This is a genomic window from Ramlibacter monticola (assembly GCF_016722785.1).
Classification (GTDB): domain Bacteria; phylum Pseudomonadota; class Gammaproteobacteria; order Burkholderiales; family Burkholderiaceae_C; genus Ramlibacter; species Ramlibacter monticola.
This window is the reverse complement of record NZ_JAEQNE010000001.1, coordinates 963902-983280: the sequence shown is the minus strand read 5'-3', so window position 1 is coordinate 983280 and position 19379 is coordinate 963902. Positions and strand designations below refer to the sequence as shown.

Here is a 19379-nt window from a genome sequence, read left to right as displayed (position 1 = left end):
CCGCAACCTCAGACGTCGCCGCGGGGGCGATAGAGCAGTGCGTGCTCGGCCGCGTATTCGGCCAGCGGTCCCTGGCGCACTTCGCCCGCGCGCAACTGCTCCGCCGGCTTGAGATAGGCGTGCACCGGCTCCGCCAGGCCTTCCAGCGCCAGCGGCAGGCGACGGTAGCCGTCCGGCTCGGCGATGCGCTCCAGCCGGTCCATCGCGGCCAGGGTGCCGGCGTCGACACGGAACACCTGGCCGCTCACCTGCTGCCCCCGGCCGGGCAGGTCCAGCAGCCAGGGCGTGTGGCGCTCGCCCACCAGGTAAAGCGGATAGGCCTCGCGGGTGCGGAACACGCCGGGCACGCGCGTGCCGCGGTTGGTGGCGAAATTGGGGAAGCCCTCCTTGAGGGTGCCGAAGACGAAGACCAGGTGTTCGCGTTCCATGTTCAGGCCTGCGTCTCCACGCGCAGCCACTTCTCCAGCGTCACGCCGTGGACCGAGCTGGCGTACCTGTCATTGCGCAAGGCGCTTTCGTGGTAGCCGTGCTCGTTGTAGAAGCAGCGCGCGGCCTCGTTCTGCTGTCGCGCCTCGAGCCGCACGCAGGCCACGCCGGCGGCGCGCGCGACCTCCTCCAGCCAGGCGAGCAGCGCGCTGCCTATGCCGAGTCGGCGCTGCTCCGGGTGCACGGCCAGCAGCAGGAGATGGGCGTCCTCCTCGCCGTAGCGCATGATGCCGAAGCCGCAGAACGCCTCCTGCTGGCGCGCCACCGCCACGTTGGTGGCGCCGTCGCGGATGCAGCGCTGCACGCGCGCCGGCGTCCAGCGCCAGGGCAGGCCCTGCTCGATGCTGTCCCGGGACAGGCAGGCGATGTCCACCGCGTCGGCGGGCGTGGCGAGCTGGATCGCGATCTCTGCGCGCATGCCTTCACTTATAGCAATTTCGTCCGGCCGGCGCAGCGCTTCGGGCATCATCCCGGCCAGGAGAAGACCCATGCACCCCGAAGACACCCTCGGCACCGTCCGCAACTGCCTCGCGCGCCTGCGCACGGCCTTCGACGCGGCCACTGTGGCCCTCGCGCGGCGCTGCAGCGCCCAGGGCCGGCTCAGCGGCGACAAGCTCGACGCCGAGCAGGTCGCCTCCTTCGAACTGGCCTGGGCGGCGGCGGACCTGCTCGCGGCGGACGCCGGCATCGCCGCCCTGGGCGCGCAAAGCAGCGAGCTCGATGCGCGCCTCGCCCTCCTGTTCGCGGTCGAAGCCGGCCAGGCCGTGCTGGCCCGCCTGGAGATGCTGCACCTCGAGCTCGGGCTGCCCCGCGACGCCCTGCGGGCGCTGCGCGACGACGCCGGCTGGGAGGCGCTGTGCCACTCCGCCGCCGGCTCGCAGGCCCTCGATGCGGCGGGCCGCGCGGTCGCCGCCTCCGACGGCGAAGTCGGGCGCCTGGCGCTGGACGAGCCGCATGCGATGGCGCAGGAGGCCTTCCGGCGCTTCGCCGCCGAAGTGGTGGCGCCCCAGGCCGAGGCCATCCACCGCGACAACCTCACCGTGCCCGAGTCGCTGCTGCAGCCCCTGCGGGAGATGGGCGTGTTCGGCCTCTCGGTGCCGGAGCAGTACGGCGGCAGCGCGCCCGACGGGCACGAGGACGCGCTGCTGATGGTGCTGGTGACGGAGGCCCTGTCGGAAGGCTCGCTGGCCGCGGCCGGCAGCCTGATCACGCGGCCGGAGATCCTCACCCGCGCGCTGGTCGCGGGCGGCACCCCGCAACAGCAGGCCCACTGGCTGCCGAAGCTGGCGGCGGGCGACCCGCTCTGCGCGATCGCCATCACCGAGCCCGACTTCGGCTCCGACGTCGCCGCGCTCACCTTGCGCGGCACGCGCGTGGCCGGCGGCTGGCGCCTCGACGGCGCCAAGACCTGGTGCACCTTCGCCGGCAAGGCCGGCCTGCTGATGGTGGTGACGCGCACCGACCCGGACCGCGCGCTGGGCCACAAGGGCCTGAGCCTGCTGCTGGTGGAAAAGCCTTCGTTCGACGGCCACGACTTCGTGTTCCGCCAGCCCGAGGGCGGCACGCTGAGCGGCCGCGCGATCCCCACCATCGGCTACCGCGGCATGCACTCCTTCGACCTCTCCTTCGAGGACTTCTTCGTGCCCGATGCGAACGTCGTGGGCGGCGAGGCGGGGCTGGGCAAGGGCTTCTACTACACGATGGCCGGCATGGTGGGCGGCCGCATGCAGACCGCGGCGCGCGCCTGCGGCGTGATGCGCGCGGCCCTGCGCGCCGCGATCCGCTACAGCCACGACCGCAAGGTGTTCGGCCAGGCGCTGGCCGAATTCCCGCTCACCCGCGCCAAGCTCGCCCGCATGGGCGCGCGGCTGGCGAGCTGCCGCCAGCTCGCGGGCGCCGTCGCGCGGCAGGTCGATCGCGGCGAGGGCCGCATGGAGGCCAGCCTGGTCAAGCTGCTCGCCTGCCGCTCCGCCGAGATGGTCACGCGCGAGGCGCTGCAGCTGCACGGCGGCATGGGCTATGCCGAGGAGTCGCCGGTCAGCCGCTACTTCGTCGATGCCCGCGTGCTGTCGATCTTCGAAGGCGCGGAGGAAACGCTGGCGCTGAAGGTGGTGGCGCGCAGCCTGCTGGAACGGGCGCTGGGGACGGCCTGAGTCAGAGGGCGGCGACGCGGCGGGAGAACGCATCGACGTTCTCCCAGTCCGTGAACTCCACGCAGGCCTGCGGGTCGGTGGGGCCCTTGGTCAGCCACATGATGAAGCGGATCACCTGCCGGTCCACGAAACCGTAGCTGCGGTAGTCGATCCTGCCCGCGAACACGCCCACCAGCGGGGGGCGCCAGGGCGTCAGGCGGCGGAAGCTCTTCACGTACGGGTTGCCCTCCGGCACGTCCTTGCCCGGCTTGCGCGCGACGGCGTTGACGGTGAAGAAGGCGCTGGGCTTCGTCGCCAGCGCCTGCCGGTTCCCCTCGATGAAGTCGAACACCTCCTGGCGGTGCTTGCCGTAGCGGATGCTGGCGCCGATCACCACTTTCTCGAAGGCGTCCGCGTCCGGGCGCCCGGCGGCGCTGAGCGAGGCCAGCGTCACGGCGTGGCCCTCGCCCTCCAGGGAGCGCTGCATGCGCTCGCAGATCCTGCGCGTGTGGCCGTCGACGGTGGAATAGGCGATGAGGATGCGGGCCATGGGATGCCGCGGTTATAGCGCCGGCGGGCGAGGCCGGCCCTGCGCAAACGCAAACGAAGGCGCGTCAGGCGTCGGACGCGTAGGTCTCGTCGGCGAATTCGATCAGGCAGAAGCCGTGGCCGAAGGGGTCCGAGAACGTGATGCAGCGCGACCCCCGCCATTCCACCCAGCCGGTTTCCTGCTTCGCGCCGGCGTCCAGCGCGCGCCGGGCGGCCTCGAACACGTCGTCGACCACGAAGTCCATGTGCACCGGCGTCCAGTGGCGGGCGTAGTCGCGCGCGATCGCGAGTCCGTGCACGGCGGGCGAGCCGGCGGGATGGCGCAGCAGGTAGATCGTGCAGGCCGCGCCGACGAGCTCCGCCACGTCGTCGTCGAGCACGCGCTGCAGTCGCAGGCCCAGGGCCGCGGAGTAGAAGGCGATGGCCGGATCGAGTGCCGGGACATCGATGTTGAGCAGGATTCGCATGGATCGCTCCTCTCGCGCGGCTACATCTTCAGCTTTGCCGCATACCCCGTCATCTCCAGATACCCTTTCCCCACCCGCCTGCCGTTGCCATCCAGCAGCTCCGACAGCCCCTCCCAGTAGATCGCGCCGGTCGACCCCCGGCTGTCCAGCTCCTGGTTCTCCACCAGCGCGCGCACCGTGTAGAAGTCGGCCGGCGTGCGCACGATCCACTCCACCGGGTAGCTCGCGTTCGTCAGCGGACTCTTCCAGCGCCGCCCCGGCCGGAACTCGGTCTCGCCGGGGCTCGCGACATACAGGTCGCCGCGCGCGCTGCGGAAGGTGCTGCCGTCCCAGAGCGTGCTGCCGTCCGGGCGGCGGATGCGGAAGGCCATGAGGGCGCTGCCGTCGTCGAGGTTCATGCCGATCCAGTCCCAGCCGGCGGCCTCGGCGGGCAGGTACTCGTCGCTGATCTCGTGGTCCATCCAGGCCTTGCCCGCCACCTCGAAGGGGCGGCCCTGCAGGGTGAGGCGTCCCGTGACCGCGAGCTGCGGCTCGCTGTAGTAGTAGCTCGCCTGCTCCGGTTTCGGGCCCTTGCGCGACAGGCCCTGCGCGCCCTGCAGCAGCACCGGCTGCGTGGGCGCGCAGCGCAGGTCCAGCGCGAAGTCGCCGGCGGGGAGGACGGCGTGCCAGGCGCCGCCCTCGCGCGCCAGGGACCAGTCGCGCAGCCGCAGCTGGCCGTCGCCCGTCGCGGCCTCGGCGATGCCGAAGCCGGCGCGCGCGATGCGCTGGTCGTGGCGCAGGCGGCCGCCCTGCACGTCGGTCACCGCCGCATGCGCGAACAGCAACTGCTTCGCCGCGAACTTCGATTGCAGGGCCTGCGTCGCCTCGACCCGCGAGCGGAAGAAGGTCACCTGGAAGCCGAAGCTGCGCTCGCCCGCCTGCGCGTGGCCGGTGATGTACCACCACTCGGTGCGGAACGCCGGGTGCGCGCCGTGGTCCGCCGGGAAGGACAGCCGCCGCGCCGGCAGCGCCCAGGTCCGCGGCGCGAGCGCGAGGCAGGGCAGCGCGACGAGCAGGGGGCGGCGCCGCATCACCAGTCCTCCTTCACCGCGAGCACGGCGTCGCGGCCGGCCGCGGCCCGGCCCGCGAGCCAGGCCGTCAGCGTGCCGGCGACGACCACGGCCGCACACAGGGCAAGAAGGCGCGTCCAGGGCAGCAGCAGGTCCATGGTCCAGTGGAAGCTCTGGGGATTCACCACGTGCACCAGCACGACGGCCACCGCCAGGCCCAGCCCCAGGCCCGCGAGGGCGCCGATCACGGTCCACGCGGCCCCTTCGCCGGCGACCACGGCCAGCACCTGCCGGCGCGTGAGCCCCAGGTGCGCGAGCAGGCCGAACTCCTTGCGCCGCGCCAGCACCTGGGCGCTGAAGCTCGCGGCCACGCCGAACAGGCCGATGGCGATCGCCACGGCCTGCAGCCAGTAGGTCACGGCGAAGCTGCGGTCGAAGATGCGCAGCGAGATGCTGCGCACCTGCGAGGCGGAGGCGAAGTCGACCAGGTCCGGCGCGCCGGCCTCGCGCGCCACCAGGGCGCGGATGCGGGCCTGCACGTCCTGCTCGGAGGCGTCGGGCGCGAGCCAGAGCTGGGCATCGTTGATGCGCCGGTCGCCCGTGAGGCGCAGGTAGTCGGCCTGCCCGATCATGACCGCGCCGGTTTGCCGCACGTAGTCGCGCCACACGCCCGCGACGACGAAAGGCCCGCCGCCCAGCACGCCTTCGAGCACCGGCAGCGGCTCGCCCTTGCGTGCGCCGTACAGGTCGACCATCGCTTCGCTGACGTAGACCGGCACGGCGCCGGCGGGCACCGCGACGGGGTCGCCCACCAGAGGCAGGCTGCGGCGCGCATCGCCGATCGACCGGGAAAGCAGGGCCACCTGCGGCCGCGCGGGATCCAGCAGCAGCAGGCGCACGCGCTGGGTGGCGACTCGCGCCACGCCCGGCACCTGCGCCAGTCCCTCCACGAGGGCCGGCGTGAGGTAGGCCGTGTCGCCGGTGCCGGCGCCGATGCTGGTGCGCAGGTACAGGTCGGCGGGCAGCACGATGTCGAGCCAGTCCGAGACCGACTGGCGAAAGCTCGCCACCATCACGGTGAGCGCCACCGCGAGGCTGAGGGCCGCGACGACGCCGCTCACGGCGACGGCAGCGCTTTCGCGCACGCGCCGCGCGCGCTCCACCGCGAGCAGCGGCAGCAGCCGGTGCGCCACCGCGGGCGCGAGCCGGTCGTAGAAGGCGCCGACCGCGCCGGGCAGCACGGAGATGCCGCCCACCAGCAGCAGTCCCACCGAGACGTAGGCCGCCAGCGGGATGCCGCCGATCGGCGGCAGCAGCGCGAGCGCGACGGCCGCGCCCAGCGCCAGCCAGCCCGGCCAGTGGCGCCGCGCGCGCGGCAGCCCGGTGCCCAGGCCCTTCAGCGTCTGCGCCAGCGGCAGGCGGGCGGCGCTGCGCGCCGGCAGCCAGCCGCCCGCCATCGCCGCCACCACGCCCAGGGCGCCATAGCCTGCCGCGGCCAATCCGCTCCACTGCAGGCTGGGCCGCACGCCGGGGAAGTACCCGCCGCCCAGGTCGCCCCCGAGCAGCGACAGCGCCGCTGCCGCCAGCCCGGTGCCGAGCGCGATGCCCGCGATGCTGCCCACCAGTCCCAGCAGCGCGGATTCGGTGAGCACCAGGCGCAGGCGCTGGCGCGCCGTGAGCCCGAGCACGCCCAGCAGCGCGAACTGCTGCGCGCGCCGTGCCACGCTGAGCGCCAGCACGGAGAACACGAGGAAGGCGCCGGTGAACAGCGCGACCAGCGCCAGCACCGTGAGGTTGACCCGGTAGGCCCGCGAGATCTGGCTGACGCGCTGGCCCGTGTCGCCGGGTTCCGCCGCCTGCACGCCCGCGGGCAGCTGCAGCGCGCGCAGCCAGTCGGCGCGGGGCACGCCGGCCTTCAGGCGCACGTCGATGCGCGTGAGCTGTCCGCCGCGGCCGAACAGGTCCTGCGCGGCGCCGAGGTCCATCACCAGCAGGGGGCCGCCGCCGGCGTTGGTGGAGCCGGCCACGCGCAGTTCGCGCAGGGCCAGGCCGACCTGCAGCCGCAGCCGATCGGGCGGCAGGACCTGGCGCGCCGCGGCATTGAGGAACACGGTGTCGGGGGAGAGCACGGACAGGCGGTCCGCGCCTTCGCCGGGAACGGGCACCAGTTGCGGGGCGGTGGCGCCCACGACCAGCGCGTCGACCCCGAGCACGCGCAGCGGCGTGCGCTCGCCGTCCCGGGCGAGCGCGAGCGTCTGCAATTCGAGGACGGGGCTCGCCCAGGCGACGCGCGCATCGGTCGCGACGCGGGCGTACAGCGCTTCGTCCAGGACGCCCTGCGCGGCCCGCAGTTCCAGGTCCGGCTCGCCGCCGGCCGAACGCGCCGCGGTGGAGAACTCGTCCAGCGCCGACGCGTTGATCAGGTGGACGGAAAAGGCCAGGGCGACGCCCAGCATGACCGCGAGCACCGCGGTCGCGCTGCGCCAGCCGTGGTGGCGGACTTCCTGCCAGGAGTAGGTCGCGAGGAGCGCGAGCATGCGGGGCATTGTGCCGCCGCAGGCGCGCGCGGGACGGAAATCAGGCCGTCGCCCCCATCAGCTCCTCCTTGCGCGTCGCCAACTCGTCGCGCAGGGCCACCAGGTCCAGCTTGCGGGCGGCGCGGGCCTTCGGGAACATCTCGTTGCGCTCTTCCTTCACGTGGTGGTCGATGTACTCGCCCAGCACCGTGACCTTGGCATCGAACATCTCGTCGGCCTCCGCCATGCCCTCGATCTGCGCGATCAGGTCCTTGGCCGACTGGTGCTCGACCTCGGCCTCGGCCAGCAGGTCCGTCTCCTTGAGCGCGGCGCGCAACGCCGGGTAGAACAGCTCTTCCTCGATCTGCGCGTGGACGGAGAGCTCGTGGCAGATCTGGCGGGCGAGGTCCATCTTCTTCTGGGCAGCGCCGCGGGCGCGCGAACCGGTCAGTTCCTCGTATTCCTTGAACATCTTCTTGACGGCGCGGTGGTCGGCATCGAGAAGGTCGCAGGCATCCTTTTCGCCACGGGTGTTCGGCATCTTCGTTCTCCTTGGAAATGGTTCGGTCATGATCGTCAGCGCACGGCGCAGGCACTGTAGGAAGACGGCGGCATCGCCCGCCGCGTTCCGCCGACGCGCCCGCGGACGCACGCGCCCTCCGCGTGCGGGCTGGTCCGGCCCGCGCGTGCGCGCCTGTCGGACCGTTGAGCCTTCGCGCAGTCCTTAGTCTTCAGGGACTTGCGAAGAAAGGATTTCCATGAGCCAGCGCACGCATCCGATCGATCAGGCGAAACACAAGACGAGCGAAGTCCAGCACGAGCTCGAAGTGGCCAGCGCGGAGCTCGGCCTGACCCACGGTGCGCTGGAGCGCGAACTCCCGGCCGACGTGAAGCAGCAGAGCGACATCGCCTGGGCGATCCGCCAGAACGCGGAGCTCGAGCGCAAGGTGCAGCAGGCGGCCGAGGACCTCGAAGAGGTGACGGAACTGCTCGAGCAGGCCAAGGACGGGGGTGCATGACCCGGTGTCGCCGCGCGCGGGCGCGGTCTAGAATGAATCAGACACTCGCACAGACAGGGGCAGGCAGAAGTGACCGTGCGTGTTTTCCTGGTCGAGGACATGAAGCAGGTGCAGGGCGCGCTGGCCGAATTGCTGGCGACCCTGGGCGATTTCCGGCTGGTGGGCGCCATGCGCACCGAAGCCGAAGCCAAGCTGTGGCTGCAGGAAAACCCCGGCGGCTGGGACCTCCTGATCATCGACCTTGTGCTGGATCAAGGGACCGGCATGGCCGTGATCCCGCGCGCGCGGGGGGCGGCCGGGGCCGGGGCGGGTAACATCGTGGTCCTCAGCGACTACGCCAGCGACGGGATCCGATCGCATTGCCTGAAGCTCGGCGCGGACGCGGTGTTCCTCAAATCCCAGACCCAGGAATTCATGGACTACTGTTCCGAGCTCGGCGGCCTCGCGGCCGCGACCGCATCATGAGGCGCCGCCTCGTCCTGTCCGCCACGGCCGCGGCCTGCCTGCTGGCCGCCTGCGGCAAGGAGTCCTCCTCCGGCGGCGACAGCAGCGCCAGCGGCGGCAAGCCGGCCCCGCAGCCCGTCTCGATCGAGGCGATCGAGCAGAAGGCCAAGGGCTTCAACGTCGGCTCCACGATGGCCACGCGGGTCATCTACGTCTTCTTCGACCCGCAGTGCCCGCACTGCGCGGCCCTGTGGGAGAACATCAAGCCGCTGAAGTCGCAGGTCCGCTTGGTGTGGATCCCGGTTGGCCTCATCGGCGAGAAGAGCGTGGCCCAGGGCGCCGCCATCCTCGGCGCGCCGGACCCGGTCATGAAGATGGAGGAGAACGAGGCCTCCGTGCGCAACCAGCAGGGCGGCATCGCCGCCATGGGCGTGGAAGACGCGAAGAAGGACATCGTCAAGGCCAACACGGCGCTGTTCACCAGCTTCGGCTTCAGCGGCGTGCCCACGATCGTCGGCAAGCATGCGCAGACCGGCGGGCTGGTGACGATCGACGGCGCGGTGCCGGCGGTCACGCTGGCGCAGAAGTTCGGCCTCACCGCTCCCGGCAGCTGATCCGGCCCCCGGCCCGCGGGTTGGCGCCCGTGGGCCGCGTCACGTCCCGGAAATTCCGTCGCTGCGCAACTGCAGCACCCGGTCCGCCTGGGCGGCCGCGGCCGCCGAGTGCGTCACCAGCACCAGCGCCGCGCCGCTCTCGCGCGCCTGCGCGCGCAGCACCCCCATGACCCGCGCCGCCGTCGCGGGATCGAGGTTGCCGGTCGGTTCGTCGGCCAGCAGCAGCGTCGGCCCGTGCACCAGCGCCCGCGCGATGGCGACGCGCTGCAGCTGGCCTCCGCTCAGCTCCTGCGGCAGGCGCTGCCCCAGGCCCTCGAGCCCCACCGCCGCCAGCATCGCCTGCACCCGCGCCGCGTCGGGACGACCGAGCAGCAGCAGCGGCAGCCCCACGTTCTGCGCCACGTCCAGGTGCGGCAGCACGTGGAAGGCCTGGAACACGAAACCGAGCTGGCGCCGGCGCAGCAGCGCGCGACCCTCGTCGTCCAGCGTCGCGAGATCGACGCCGTCGAGGACGACGCGCCCCTCCTGCCACACGTCGAGTCCCGCCATGCAGTTCAGCAGGGTGGACTTGCCCACGCCCGACTCGCCGACGATCGCCACGAACTCGCGCGGCGCGACGGTGAGCGAGACCCCGCGGAACACGTCCACTTCGCCGTAGCGCTTGGCGAGCTGCTGCACTTCCAGCATCAGGCTTCCACTCCGGCGGCGCGCAGCACCTGCGCGAGGGCGTCGGGCGCATCGCAGGCGATCACCCGCCGCTGCGGCATGCCGCGCAGCCAGGTGAGCTGCCGCTTGGCGAGCTGGCGCGTGGCGGCGATCCCGCGCTCGCGCAGCAACTCCGGTGGCCAGCCTGCGTCCAGCGCCTCCCAGGCCTGCCGGTAGCCCACGCAGCGCATGCTGGGCAGGTCCGGGTGCAGGTCGCCGCGCGCACGCAGGCGCCGCACCTCGTCGAGGAAGCCGGCGGCCAGCATGGCGTCGAAGCGCTGCGCGATGCGTGCGTGCAGCCAGGCGCGGTCCGCCGGTTCCAGCGAGAGCCACAGGTCCGGCTGCGGCAGCGGCGCGCGGACGCTGGCGCGGTGCAGCCGCGACAGCGGCTGCCCGCTGACGCGGAACACTTCCAGCGCGCGCTGGATGCGCTGCGCGTCGTTGGGCGCGAGGCGGGCGGCCGTTTCGGCATCGACGGCGGCCAGCTGCGCGTGCAGCGCGGGCCAGCCGGCGCGCGCCGCTTCCGCCTCGATCTCCGCGCGCACTGGCGCATCCGCGGGCGGCAGCGCGTCGAGCCCCTCGAACAGCGCCTTGAAATACAGCATGGTGCCGCCGGCCAGCACCACGCGGCGGCCGCGGGCGCGGATCTCCTGCAGCAGCCGGCGCGCATCCGCCGCGAACTCTGCCGCGCTGTAGGCCTGCGAAGGCTCGCGGGTGTCGACCAGGTGATGGACCACGCGGGCGCGCTCGTCAGCGGTGGGCTTGGCGGTGCCGATGTCCATCCCGCGGTAGACCAGCGCCGAATCCACGCTGACGATTTCCGCGTCCAGCCGCTCGGCCAGCACGAGCGCGGCGGCGCTCTTGCCCGAGGCGGTGGGGCCGGCGAGCGCCACCGTGGCGGGCAGCGAGGAATGGGGCATCCGGACGAGGTTAGCAGATGAGGCGCCGCCGCCGCGCTATACGCAAATGGTTGCAGTGAACCCGTGTACGGCCGCCCCGCACCCACAATGGAGACAAGAGTAGCAACGGAGAACCAGGGGCGTGGACCTGAGGGTGTTCCTCGTGGAGGACATTCAGCGCATGCGCGGATTGCTGGCTGAATTGTTCGACTCCATCGGCGGCTTCTCGGTGGTCGCCAATGCCAGCACCGAGGCCGAGGCGTACCTGTGGCTGGAAGAACATCCCGGCGGCTGGGACGTGGCCGTGATCGACCTCGTGCTGGAGCAGGGCGCCGGCATGAACGTGATCCGGCGCTGCAAGGCCGATTCGGCCGGCGGCCGGGTCGTCGTGTTCAGCAGCTATGCGACGCCGGGCGTGCGGCAGCACTGCCTCGACCTGGGCGCCGACGCCGTGTTCGACAAGGGCGACACGGGCGGCTTCATCCAGTGGTTCCACGACCTGGAGGACCAGGAGAACTCCGGTCCGTAGGCGGCGGCGGCCGCGCTTGTCGGTCCTTGTCCGACACGCATCTCCGCCTCATCCGACAAGCCCCGCGCCGCACGCCCCTAGCATCGGGGCATGAGTGCGATGAGATCTGGCTGCGGACCAGACGATGCCGAGGGTGGAACGTGGGCGACCGAATCGCTGCCCATGTCCGTCCGCAAGGAATTGCTGGAACGCGAATTGAACAAGCTGGGCTTTCGCAAGGCGACGGCCCACGGTGGCACGTCCACCCACGACGGCGGGAGTGCGCAGCAGCAGGGTGACTCCGGCTCCTCGCATCCGCAAGCCGACTCGGAGCGATCGGCCGGTCACGGCGGTTGACGCCGTGATCGGCCGGAACCGGGCGGCAGGCGGGCGTGGGCCCGCTGCTTAGAATCGCCCGATGATCCCCATCCAGATTGGCGGCCGCCCCCTGGCCGGAGGGCGGCTGCCGGCCGTGTGCGCGCCGCTCGTGGCCCGCACCCGCGCGGCGCTCGCCGCGGAAGCGGCCGTCGTCGCCGCCAAGAAGCCCGACCTGCTGGAGTGGCGCGTCGATTTCCTCGAGTCGATCGCCGATGCGCAGGAAGTGCTGCGGGCCGCGGCGAACGTGCGTGCCGCCAGCGCGGACATCCCCATCCTGTTCACGCGCCGCTGCCAGCGCGAGGGCGGGCAGCCGATCGCGTTGACCGAGCCGCAGGTGCTCGCCCTCTACGAAGCGGTGGCGGCCAGCGGCTGCGTGGACCTGATGGACTTCGAGATGGGCAACGAGCCCGGGCATGTGGCACAGGTGCGGGCGCTGACGCGCCGCCACGGCCTGCCGCTGGTGCTGTCCTTCCACGACTTCCACGCCACGCCCGCCGACGCCGAACTGCGCGCACGTTTCGAGCAGGCGCAGCGGCTGCAGGCCGACGTCGCCAAGCTCGCCGTGATGCCGCAGTCCATGGAGGACGTGCACCGCCTGCTGGGCGCCACGCTGCAGGCCAGCCGCGCGCTGGCCATCCCGGTGATCAGCATGGCCATGGGCGGGCTGGGCGCGGTGACGCGGCTGTGCGGCGGCGGCTTCGGCTCCGCGCTGACCTTCGCGGTGGGCGCGGCCGCGTCGGCGCCGGGCCAGATCCCGATCGAGGAAGTGCGCGCCGCCCTGGCGGTGCTGCAGCGCGCTACTTCAGGCTGAAGAACTGCGCCAGCGCTTCGCGGTACTGCGCCTGGCCGATGGCCATGGTGCTGTGGTGCGAGCCGCCTTCCACCAGCAGGAAGCGCTTGCGGCCGGGCGCGGCTTCGTAGAGGCGACGGCCCAGCGCGGGATCGATCAGCGAGTCGTCGGCGCCGTGCACCACCAGCAGGGGCGAGTGCACGCTGGCCACCTTGCGGATCGATTCGAAGCGCTGCGTGATCAGCGGCCCGATCGGCAGCCAGCCGAATTTCATCGAGCTCGCCACGTCCGGGATCGAGGTGAAGGTGCCCTCGACGATCACGCCCTGTTCGTCCTCGACGCGGGAGGCCAGGTCGATCGCGATCGCGCCGCCCAGCGAGTGACCGAACACGTAGCGCGGGCGATCCGGATAGTGCTGCGCCAGCCAGTTCCACGCCGCCCGGGCGTCCTCGCACGCGCTGTCCTCCGAGGGCAGCTCGCGGGTCGACTTGCCGAAGCCGCGGTAGTCGATCGCCAGCACCGAGAAGCCCAGTTCCTGCATGCGGCGGATGCGCGGCGCCGAGCCGCTCACGTTCCAGCGCGCGCCGTGCAGGTACAGCAGCACCGGCTTGTCCTGCGGCTGCTGCGCCGCCGGCAGCCAGAGGGCGTGCAGGCGCGCGGGGCGTTCCGTCACCTTCGAGTCGAACTCGATCCAGACCTCTTCCATCCCCTGCGCGTACTCCGCGCTGGTGGAGCGGCTGCGGTCGCTGGGCTGGAAGATCCATTCGCGCTGGCGCTCGTCCAGCGTGGAGCATCCCACGCTCAGGAGGGTGGCGGCGGCGATCGCGGCAAACAGCAGGCGGCGTTTCATCTCCAGCGCATTCTCCCCAAATCCGGCCTGGCTCTGCAGGGACGTAAGCCGGCGTTCACGCGCTTTGCCTCGCGGATGCACGCGGCTCGGGGGTAATCCCCTAGCGTCCGCGCAGGAACAAGCCGTCCAGCTCGCGCAGGGAAAGCTGGCGCCAGGTCGGCCGGCCGTGGTTGCACTGGTCGGAGCGCTCCGTGGCCTCCATCTGGCGCAGCAGGGCGTTCATCTCCTCCAGCGTCAGCTTGCGGTGGGCCCGCACCGCGCCGTGGCAGGCCATGGTGGCCAGCAGTTCGTTGCGGGCGCGCTGGACCACGCTGCTGGCGTCGTGCTGGCCCAGTTCGGCGAGCACGCTGCGCGCCAGTTCGACCGGGTCGCCCTGGGCCAGGGTGGCGGGCACGGCGCGCACGGCCAGCGTCCTGGGCGTGAAGGGGCTCACCTGGAGGCCCAGCGCTTCCAGCGCGTCCTGGCAGGCTTCGGCGGTGGCGACTTCGGCCGGCGTGGCGGCGAAGGTCGCGGGGATCAGCAGCGGCTGCGAGCGGATCGCCTGCGCGTCCATCTGCGCCTTGAGCCGCTCGTACACGATGCGTTCGTGCGCGGCGTGCATGTCGACCAGCACCAGGCCCTGGGCGTTCTCGGCCAGGATGTAGATGCCGTGCAGCTGCGCGACGGCCCTGCCGAGGGGCCATTCCTGCGCGGGCCCGGCCTCGCTGGTCTCGGCGGGTGCCGCGATCTCCGCATGCTCGGGCGAACCGAAGGGAACCCCTGCTTCCCGCACCTCGGCTTCGGCGGGCCGTTGCCACAGGACCCCTACATCCGCGACCCGCTCCCCCACCTGCGCTGCGAACGGAATCGAAGGCTGCCGCCACGCCGGCATAGTCGCCGGCGCCGCCGGTGTCGCCGCGAGCTCCAGCGCAGGCTGCGCCGCCTGCCCCGCCGCCGCCGCGCGCGGCGCCGACAGCGCCGCCTCCAGCGCATGCCGCACGGCCTGGTGCACCTCGCGGCCGTCGCGGAAGCGCACCTCGATCTTGGTCGGGTGCACGTTGACGTCCACCCGCGCCGGGTCGATCTCCAGGTGCAGGGCGTACACCGGCTGGCGCTGGCCGTGCAGGAGGTCCTCGTAGGCGCTGCGGGCCGCGTGCGCGATCACCTTGTCGCGCACGTAGCGGCCATTGACGTAGGCGAACTGCCAGTCCGCGCGGGAGCGCGCCGCGTCCGGCACGCCCGCGCGGCCGCGCACGCGCAGCGGCCCGGCGGTGAAGTCGATCGCCAGGCTGTCGCCCAGGAAGTCCTCGCCCAGCACGTCCGCCAGGCGCTGCTCGCGCGTGCCGGCGCGCCATTGCTCGACGAGCCTGCCTTCGTGCCACACGGTGAAGCCGACGTCCGGCCGCGCCAGCGCGTGCCGGCGCACCGCCTCCAGGCAATGCGCGAATTCGGTCGCGTCGGTCTTGAGGAACTTGCGGCGCGCCGGGGTGCTGAAGAACAGCTCCTTCACCTCCACCGTCGTGCCGGTGGCGCGGGCCGCCGGCCGCAGCTCGCCGCTGGAGGCGTCGAGCAGGAAGGCGCTCGCCTGGCCCGCCGTGCGCGACAGCAGGTGCAGCTCGGAGACGGAGGCGATCGCCGCCAGCGCCTCCCCGCGGAAGCCCATCGTCGCCACCGACTCCAGGTCGGCCAGCGAGCCGATCTTGCTGGTGGCGTGGCGCTTCAGGGCCAGCGGCAACTGCTCGCGCTCGATGCCGCCGCCGTCGTCCTCCACCGAGATCAGGCGCACGCCCCCGGCGAGCAGCCGCACGGTGACCTGCGCGGCGCCGGCGTCCAGGGCGTTGTCGACCAGTTCGCGCACGACCGAGGCCGGACGCTCCACCACCTCGCCCGCGGCGATCTGGCTGACCAGCTCGTCGGGCAGCTCGCGGATCGGGCGACGGGGGGCGGGGGACAGCACGGCATTCATCCGGAGCGATTCTAGGCGGCTAAAATCCGCGCCCCCCATGACCGCACCCTCCGCCCCCGGCGCCTTCTGCGCCATCGATTTCGGCACCTCCAACTCCGCCATCGCGGTCCCGGCCGCCGGCGGCGCCATGCGGCTCGTCGCGGTCGAGGATGGCCAGCCCACCATGCCGACGGCGGTCTTCTACCAGGTGGAGGGCCGCGCGGCCCACGAGGCGCCGCTGCGCCTGTACGGCCGCGCGGCGCTGGCGGCCTACATCGAAGGCCACGAGGGACGGCTCATGCGCTCCATGAAGAGCGTGCTCGGCTCGCCGCTGGCGGACCAGCGCACGGAGGTCGGCGCCGGCCACGCGGTGCCCTACCTGGACGTGGTGGGCGGCTACCTGCAGCACCTGAAGGAGCTGGCGGAGCGGGAGGCCGGCGCCCCGCTGACGCGGGCCGTGCTGGGGCGGCCGGTCTACTTCGTGGACGACGACCCGGCGCGTGACGCGCAGGCGCAGGCCGCGCTGGAGGCGGCGGCCCGCGCCGTGGGCTTCGCCGAGGTGAGCTTCCAGTACGAACCGATCGCGGCCGCCCTGGACTACGAATCGCGCCTTGACACGGAGCAGCTGGTGCTGGTGGCCGACATTGGCGGCGGCACCTCCGACTTCTCGCTCGTGCGCGTGGGCCCGCGGCGGCGTGTGCACCTGGACCGGCGCGACGACATTCTCGCCAACCACGGCGTGCACGTGGCCGGCACGGACTTCGACCGCCAGGTGGAGCTGGCCACCATCCTCCCGACCTGCGGCTACCGGGGACTCGGGCCACCCCGCCCGGACGGGCCGCCGCGCGAAGTCCCCAGCCGCGTGTATTTCGACCTGGCGACGTGGCACCTGGTCAACACCGTGTACTCGGTGCCCCGGGTGCTGGAACTGCGCCGCATGCGGTCCTTCTACGGCGACCCGCGCCAGCACGCGCGCCTGATGAAGGTGGTGGAGCAACACCTGGGCCACGCGCTGCTGGGCCAGGCGGAGGACGCCAAGATCGCCGTGGCCGAAGGCGGCACGACCGAGATCGATCTGCGGCGCCTGGAGGCCGGCCTCGCCGCCCGCCTGGACGAGGCCGGCGCCGTGCACGCGCTGGATCCGGAGCTGGATCGCATCGTCGCGGCGGCGCGGGAAACGCTGCGCGCGGCCGGCGTGGCGGCCGACGAGGTCGACGTGCTGTACCTCACCGGTGGCTCGACGGGATTCGCACCGCTGGTGCGCCGCATCGCGGACGCCGTGCCGCGGGCGACGCCCATCGCGGGCGACCGGCACGCCAGCGTCGCACAAGGGCTCGGGGTGCACGCGCAACGGCTGCACGCGAGGGCCCGGGGATAATCGCCGGCATGGACGTCGTGATGCTGCTGGTCGACTTCATCCTGCATGTCGACCGCTACCTGGAAACTTTCGTGACGAACTACGGCGCATGGGTGTACGCGCTGCTGTTCCTCATCATCTTCATCGAGACGGGCGTCGTCGTGATGCCCTTCCTGCCGGGGGATTCCCTGCTGTTCGTGGTGGGCGCGCTGTGCGGGCTCGGGCTCATGAGCTATCCCTTCTCGGTGGCGCTGCTGATCGCCGCCGCGGTGCTGGGCAACCAGAGCAACTACACCATCGGCCGCCACTTCGGGCCCAAGGTGTTCCAGTGGGAGGAATCGCGCTTCTTCAACAAGCGCGCCTTCGAGCAGGCCCATGCGTTCTACGAGAAGTACGGCGGCATCACCATCGTGCTGGCGCGCTTCATGCCCTTCCTGCGCACCTTCGCCCCCTTCGTGGCGGGGGTGGCGCAGATGACGCGCCGCAAGTTCAGCTTCTACGACGTGACCGGCGGCACCCTGTGGGTGGGCGGCATCGTCACCGCGGGCTACTTCTTCGGCAGCATCCCCTGGGTCAAGGAGAACCTGGACAAGATCATCTGGGCCATGATCCTGGTCCCCGGGGTCATCGTGCTGGCCGGTGCGTGGCAGGCCAGGCGCAACGCCCGGCCAGTCGGGGGCTGAGCGGAAAGTTCCCCCGCCGGGCTCCGTCAACTGCAGGATGTGCGCCCCGCGAAAGCCTGCGACAAGGCAGGATTTCTCGCGGCGGAGACCTGCATGGAACAAGGGGCGGGGTCGGTCTGGGCGGACGAATGCGACCTCGTCCTCAAGGGCGGGATCACGAGCGGGGTGGTCTATCCCCTCGCGATCGCGGAACTGGCGAAGGCCTTCCGCTTCCGCTCCATCGGCGGCACCAGCGCCGGCGCGATCGCCGCCGCGGCGGCCGCCGCCGCCGAGACCGGCCGCCAGCGGCGCGAGGCCGGCGCCCTGCCGCCGCAGTTCGATCCCTTCGCGCGGCTGCGCGAACTGCCCGCCTTCCTGGGCGAGCCGGCAACCGAGGGGCGAGGCACACGGCTGCTCGGGTTCTTCCAGCCCGCCCCGGAACTGGCGCCCCTGTTCGATGCCTTCCTGGCCCTGCTGCAGCATGGCAAGTCGAAGATGCGCCGGATGGGCGAAGCGCTCGCCATCCTCTGGCGCTCCGCGGGGCCGGGGCGCTGGCTGGGGCTGCTCGCCGGCCTGCTGCCCCTCCTGTTCCTGCCGCTGCAACTGCGCAGCCTGCTGCCGGCGGTCGTGCTCCTGGGGGTCGCGATGCTGGTTCCGATGGCCTTCGTCATGGTCCGGGCCCTGCGCCTGGCCCTGCACGAACTCCCCGCCAACGGCTTCGGCATCTGTTCGGGCATGCCGCAGCGGGAGGGCCTAGCGCTGACCGAGTGGCTCGCCGGCTACCTCGACGAACTCAGCGGCCAGGACAGGCTGCATCCCGGCGCGCCGCTCACCTTCGGCAACCTCGCCGGCTACGACATCGAACTGCAGGTGATGACCACCTGCCTCACGCTGGGGCGGCCGTTCCGGCTGCCCTTCCGCGACGACGAGCAGGTGCGGGAGAACAACAGCTTCTGGTTCCGCGAGGAGGATTTCGCCAGGCTGTTCCCGGCGCGCGTCGTGCAGTGGCTCAAGGAGCACCAGCGGGTGCCCGTGCCGGGCGAGCGCGACGGCGACCCCGCCTTCCTGCGCCTGCCCGAGCCCAAAGACCTGCCGGTGGTGGTTGCGGTCCGCATGAGCCTGAGCTTCCCGCTGCTGCTGTCGGCCGTCCCGCTGTACGCCTTTCGCACCAACGGCGATCCCGCGCGGGCGCGGCGCGAGCCCGTCTGGTTCACCGACGGCGGCATCGCCTCGAACTTCCCCATCCACTTCTTCGATGCGCCGCTGCCGAGCCGCCCCACCTTCGGCATCGACCTGGGCGAGGCGCACACCGAGGCGGAAGCCGGCGAGTTCCTGCCCCGGACCAACAAGGATGCGCGCCGGCCGGACTGGCGCGCCTTCGAGGGCGCGCCGCCGGACCGGCTGCTGTCCTTCCTGCTCAGCGTCCTGGGCGTCGGCATGGCCTGGAACCACGAGGTCCTGTCGCACATGCCCGGCTTCCGCGACCGCATCGGGCTGGTCCGGCTCACGCGCGAACAGGGCGGCCTGAACCTCACCATGGAGAAGCAGCGGATCGCGCAGCTGGCGCGCTACGGCGAGAACGTGGGCAAGCGCTTCGTGCGCCGCTTCGGCGACCCCGCGAAGTGGGACCCGGAGATCGCCGCCCTCGAGCCGGGGCCGGTCCTGCTCGATTGGGAGAACCACCAGTTGATCCGCTTCCGCTTGCTGCTCGCGACGATGGAGGAGTTCTGCGGCCAGTTGGAGCACGTTCTTTCGCGCCTGGCGGGTTCGCGCTCGGACTACGAGCGTTTCCTGGCCCTGCCGGCGCGCAGGCACAGCTACGGGCTGCAAGGCCAGGTCGAGGCAGCACCGTTGCCGCCCCGGTCGCAGGCGCAGCTCGCGCGCGAGGTGCTGCAGCGCCTGCGCGCCCTGGCCTGCGTGCTGCAGTCGGCGACCACGCTGGCGGGGCAGGAGGGCCGCGACATCCGCCTGTCCAAGCGGGCGCCGCGGCCGGCGCCGGAGCTGAAGGTGCGTCCGCGCGTCTAGACTGA

21 protein-coding genes are annotated in these 19379 nt (G+C 72.3%); 10 read left to right on the top strand and 11 right to left on the bottom strand.

What is annotated here, in order from left to right:
* Positions 1-8: 8 nt before the first annotated feature.
* Complete coding sequence (locus tag JJ685_RS04610; RefSeq protein ID WP_201673019.1) at positions 9-428, bottom strand: gamma-glutamylcyclotransferase family protein; 420 nt, start codon at positions 426-428, stop codon at positions 9-11.
* 2 nt (positions 429-430) lie between these two features.
* A complete protein-coding gene (locus JJ685_RS04605) occupies positions 431-904 on the bottom strand; it encodes a GNAT family N-acetyltransferase (protein WP_201673018.1) in 474 nt (157 codons plus the stop codon).
* 70 nt (positions 905-974) lie between these two features.
* Here JJ685_RS04605 and JJ685_RS04600 point away from each other — a divergent pair, with 70 nt between their 5' ends.
* The gene (locus tag JJ685_RS04600; RefSeq protein WP_201673017.1) at positions 975-2639 is read left to right on the top strand and encodes an acyl-CoA dehydrogenase family protein; all 1665 of its coding nucleotides are present in this window, start codon (positions 975-977) and stop codon (positions 2637-2639) included.
* 1 nt (position 2640) lies between these two features.
* Here the strand turns inward: JJ685_RS04600 and hemG are convergent, their stop codons facing one another.
* From hemG to JJ685_RS04575, 5 genes are all read right to left on the bottom strand, one after another.
* Complete coding sequence (gene hemG / locus JJ685_RS04595) at positions 2641-3168, bottom strand: menaquinone-dependent protoporphyrinogen IX dehydrogenase (RefSeq protein WP_201673016.1); 528 nt, start codon at positions 3166-3168, stop codon at positions 2641-2643.
* A gap of 64 nt (positions 3169-3232) precedes the next feature.
* Entirely contained in the window at positions 3233-3634 is a 402-nt protein-coding gene (locus JJ685_RS04590; RefSeq protein WP_201673015.1) for a VOC family protein, read from the bottom strand.
* 20 nt (positions 3635-3654) lie between these two features.
* On the bottom strand, positions 3655-4704 hold the full coding sequence (locus JJ685_RS04585; RefSeq protein ID WP_201673014.1) for a lipocalin-like domain-containing protein: 1050 nt from the start codon (positions 4702-4704) through the stop codon (positions 3655-3657).
* On the bottom strand, positions 4704-7220 hold the full coding sequence (locus JJ685_RS04580; RefSeq protein WP_201673013.1) for an ABC transporter permease: 2517 nt from the start codon (positions 7218-7220) through the stop codon (positions 4704-4706). The genes JJ685_RS04585 and JJ685_RS04580 overlap by 1 nt, the downstream gene beginning before the upstream one ends.
* Before the next feature lie 40 nt (positions 7221-7260).
* Entirely contained in the window at positions 7261-7740 is a 480-nt protein-coding gene (locus JJ685_RS04575) for a hemerythrin domain-containing protein (RefSeq protein WP_201673012.1), read from the bottom strand.
* A 217-nt stretch (positions 7741-7957) separates the two neighbouring features.
* Between JJ685_RS04575 and JJ685_RS04570 the strand changes: the two genes are divergently transcribed.
* The 3 genes from JJ685_RS04570 (at position 7958) to JJ685_RS04560 (ending at position 9276) form a co-directional block, all read left to right on the top strand.
* Positions 7958-8218: a hypothetical protein gene (locus JJ685_RS04570; protein ID WP_201673011.1), complete on the top strand. Its 261-nt coding sequence runs from the start codon at positions 7958-7960 to the stop codon at positions 8216-8218.
* A 69-nt stretch (positions 8219-8287) separates the two neighbouring features.
* The gene (locus tag JJ685_RS04565) at positions 8288-8683 is read left to right on the top strand and encodes a response regulator (RefSeq protein ID WP_330901701.1); all 396 of its coding nucleotides are present in this window, start codon (positions 8288-8290) and stop codon (positions 8681-8683) included.
* Positions 8680-9276 carry a thioredoxin fold domain-containing protein gene (locus tag JJ685_RS04560; protein ID WP_201673009.1) on the top strand — a complete coding sequence of 199 codons (597 nt, stop codon included), beginning with the start codon at positions 8680-8682 and terminating at the stop codon, positions 9274-9276. Before JJ685_RS04565 ends, JJ685_RS04560 begins: the two co-directional genes overlap by 4 nt.
* A 39-nt stretch (positions 9277-9315) precedes the next feature.
* Here JJ685_RS04560 and JJ685_RS04555 read toward each other — a convergent pair whose 3' ends face one another.
* Positions 9316-9963 carry an ABC transporter ATP-binding protein gene (locus tag JJ685_RS04555; RefSeq protein ID WP_201673008.1) on the bottom strand — a complete coding sequence of 216 codons (648 nt, stop codon included), beginning with the start codon at positions 9961-9963 and terminating at the stop codon, positions 9316-9318.
* Complete coding sequence (gene miaA, locus JJ685_RS04550) at positions 9963-10901, bottom strand: tRNA (adenosine(37)-N6)-dimethylallyltransferase MiaA (protein WP_201673007.1); 939 nt, start codon at positions 10899-10901, stop codon at positions 9963-9965. Before miaA ends, JJ685_RS04555 begins: the two co-directional genes overlap by 1 nt.
* Positions 10902-11022: 121 nt before the next feature.
* On the opposite strand from miaA, the gene JJ685_RS04545 reads away from it, so the two are divergent.
* From JJ685_RS04545 to aroD, 3 genes are all read left to right on the top strand, one after another.
* Positions 11023-11409: a response regulator gene (locus JJ685_RS04545; protein WP_201673006.1), complete on the top strand. Its 387-nt coding sequence runs from the start codon at positions 11023-11025 to the stop codon at positions 11407-11409.
* Positions 11410-11571: 162 nt separating this feature from the next.
* The gene (locus JJ685_RS04540; protein WP_201673005.1) at positions 11572-11745 is read left to right on the top strand and encodes a hypothetical protein; all 174 of its coding nucleotides are present in this window, start codon (positions 11572-11574) and stop codon (positions 11743-11745) included.
* Positions 11746-11806: 61 nt separating this feature from the next.
* Positions 11807-12577 carry a type I 3-dehydroquinate dehydratase gene (gene aroD, locus JJ685_RS04535; protein ID WP_201673004.1) on the top strand — a complete coding sequence of 257 codons (771 nt, stop codon included), beginning with the start codon at positions 11807-11809 and terminating at the stop codon, positions 12575-12577.
* On the opposite strand, the gene JJ685_RS04530 is transcribed toward aroD, so the two are convergent.
* Together JJ685_RS04530 and mutL are read right to left on the bottom strand one after the other, a co-directional pair.
* The gene (locus tag JJ685_RS04530) at positions 12564-13406 is read right to left on the bottom strand and encodes an alpha/beta hydrolase (RefSeq protein ID WP_201673003.1); all 843 of its coding nucleotides are present in this window, start codon (positions 13404-13406) and stop codon (positions 12564-12566) included. The genes aroD and JJ685_RS04530 overlap by 14 nt on opposite strands.
* Before the next feature lie 100 nt (positions 13407-13506).
* A complete protein-coding gene (gene mutL, locus JJ685_RS04525; RefSeq protein ID WP_201673002.1) occupies positions 13507-15351 on the bottom strand; it encodes a DNA mismatch repair endonuclease MutL in 1845 nt (614 codons plus the stop codon).
* A 37-nt stretch (positions 15352-15388) separates the two neighbouring features.
* Between mutL and JJ685_RS04520 the strand changes: the two genes are divergently transcribed.
* The 3 genes from JJ685_RS04520 (at position 15389) to JJ685_RS04510 (ending at position 19374) form a co-directional block, all read left to right on the top strand.
* On the top strand, positions 15389-16708 hold the full coding sequence (locus JJ685_RS04520) for an Hsp70 family protein (RefSeq protein WP_201673001.1): 1320 nt from the start codon (positions 15389-15391) through the stop codon (positions 16706-16708).
* A gap of 8 nt (positions 16709-16716) precedes the next feature.
* Complete coding sequence (locus JJ685_RS04515; RefSeq protein ID WP_201673000.1) at positions 16717-17370, top strand: DedA family protein; 654 nt, start codon at positions 16717-16719, stop codon at positions 17368-17370.
* Between the two features lie 93 nt (positions 17371-17463).
* Positions 17464-19374, top strand: coding sequence for a patatin-like phospholipase family protein (locus tag JJ685_RS04510; RefSeq protein WP_201672999.1), 1911 nt, complete (start codon positions 17464-17466; stop codon positions 19372-19374).
* Positions 19375-19379: the final 5 nt, after the last annotated feature.

Excerpts from the sequence above, each read along its gene's own strand:
- JJ685_RS04610 (WP_201673019.1), bottom strand. The coding sequence starts at position 428 with ATGGAACGCGAACACCTGGTCTTCGTCTTCGGCACCCTCAAGGAGGGC.
- JJ685_RS04605 (WP_201673018.1), bottom strand. The coding sequence starts at position 904 with ATGCGCGCAGAGATCGCGATCCAGCTCGCCACGCCCGCCGACGCGGTG.
- JJ685_RS04600 (WP_201673017.1), top strand. The coding sequence starts at position 975 with ATGCACCCCGAAGACACCCTCGGCACCGTCCGCAACTGCCTCGCGCGC.
- hemG (WP_201673016.1), bottom strand. The coding sequence starts at position 3,168 with ATGGCCCGCATCCTCATCGCCTATTCCACCGTCGACGGCCACACGCGC.
- JJ685_RS04590 (WP_201673015.1), bottom strand. The coding sequence starts at position 3,634 with ATGCGAATCCTGCTCAACATCGATGTCCCGGCACTCGATCCGGCCATC.
- JJ685_RS04585 (WP_201673014.1), bottom strand. The coding sequence starts at position 4,704 with ATGCGGCGCCGCCCCCTGCTCGTCGCGCTGCCCTGCCTCGCGCTCGCG.
- JJ685_RS04580 (WP_201673013.1), bottom strand. The coding sequence starts at position 7,220 with ATGCTCGCGCTCCTCGCGACCTACTCCTGGCAGGAAGTCCGCCACCAC.
- JJ685_RS04575 (WP_201673012.1), bottom strand. The coding sequence starts at position 7,740 with ATGCCGAACACCCGTGGCGAAAAGGATGCCTGCGACCTTCTCGATGCC.
- JJ685_RS04570 (WP_201673011.1), top strand. The coding sequence starts at position 7,958 with ATGAGCCAGCGCACGCATCCGATCGATCAGGCGAAACACAAGACGAGC.
- JJ685_RS04560 (WP_201673009.1), top strand. The coding sequence starts at position 8,680 with ATGAGGCGCCGCCTCGTCCTGTCCGCCACGGCCGCGGCCTGCCTGCTG.
- JJ685_RS04555 (WP_201673008.1), bottom strand. The coding sequence starts at position 9,963 with ATGCTGGAAGTGCAGCAGCTCGCCAAGCGCTACGGCGAAGTGGACGTG.
- miaA (WP_201673007.1), bottom strand. The coding sequence starts at position 10,901 with ATGCCCCATTCCTCGCTGCCCGCCACGGTGGCGCTCGCCGGCCCCACC.
- JJ685_RS04540 (WP_201673005.1), top strand. The coding sequence starts at position 11,572 with ATGTCCGTCCGCAAGGAATTGCTGGAACGCGAATTGAACAAGCTGGGC.
- aroD (WP_201673004.1), top strand. The coding sequence starts at position 11,807 with ATGATCCCCATCCAGATTGGCGGCCGCCCCCTGGCCGGAGGGCGGCTG.
- JJ685_RS04530 (WP_201673003.1), bottom strand. The coding sequence starts at position 13,406 with ATGAAACGCCGCCTGCTGTTTGCCGCGATCGCCGCCGCCACCCTCCTG.
- mutL (WP_201673002.1), bottom strand. The coding sequence starts at position 15,351 with ATGAATGCCGTGCTGTCCCCCGCCCCCCGTCGCCCGATCCGCGAGCTG.
- JJ685_RS04520 (WP_201673001.1), top strand. The coding sequence starts at position 15,389 with ATGACCGCACCCTCCGCCCCCGGCGCCTTCTGCGCCATCGATTTCGGC.
- JJ685_RS04515 (WP_201673000.1), top strand. The coding sequence starts at position 16,717 with ATGGACGTCGTGATGCTGCTGGTCGACTTCATCCTGCATGTCGACCGC.
- JJ685_RS04510 (WP_201672999.1), top strand. The coding sequence starts at position 17,464 with ATGGAACAAGGGGCGGGGTCGGTCTGGGCGGACGAATGCGACCTCGTC.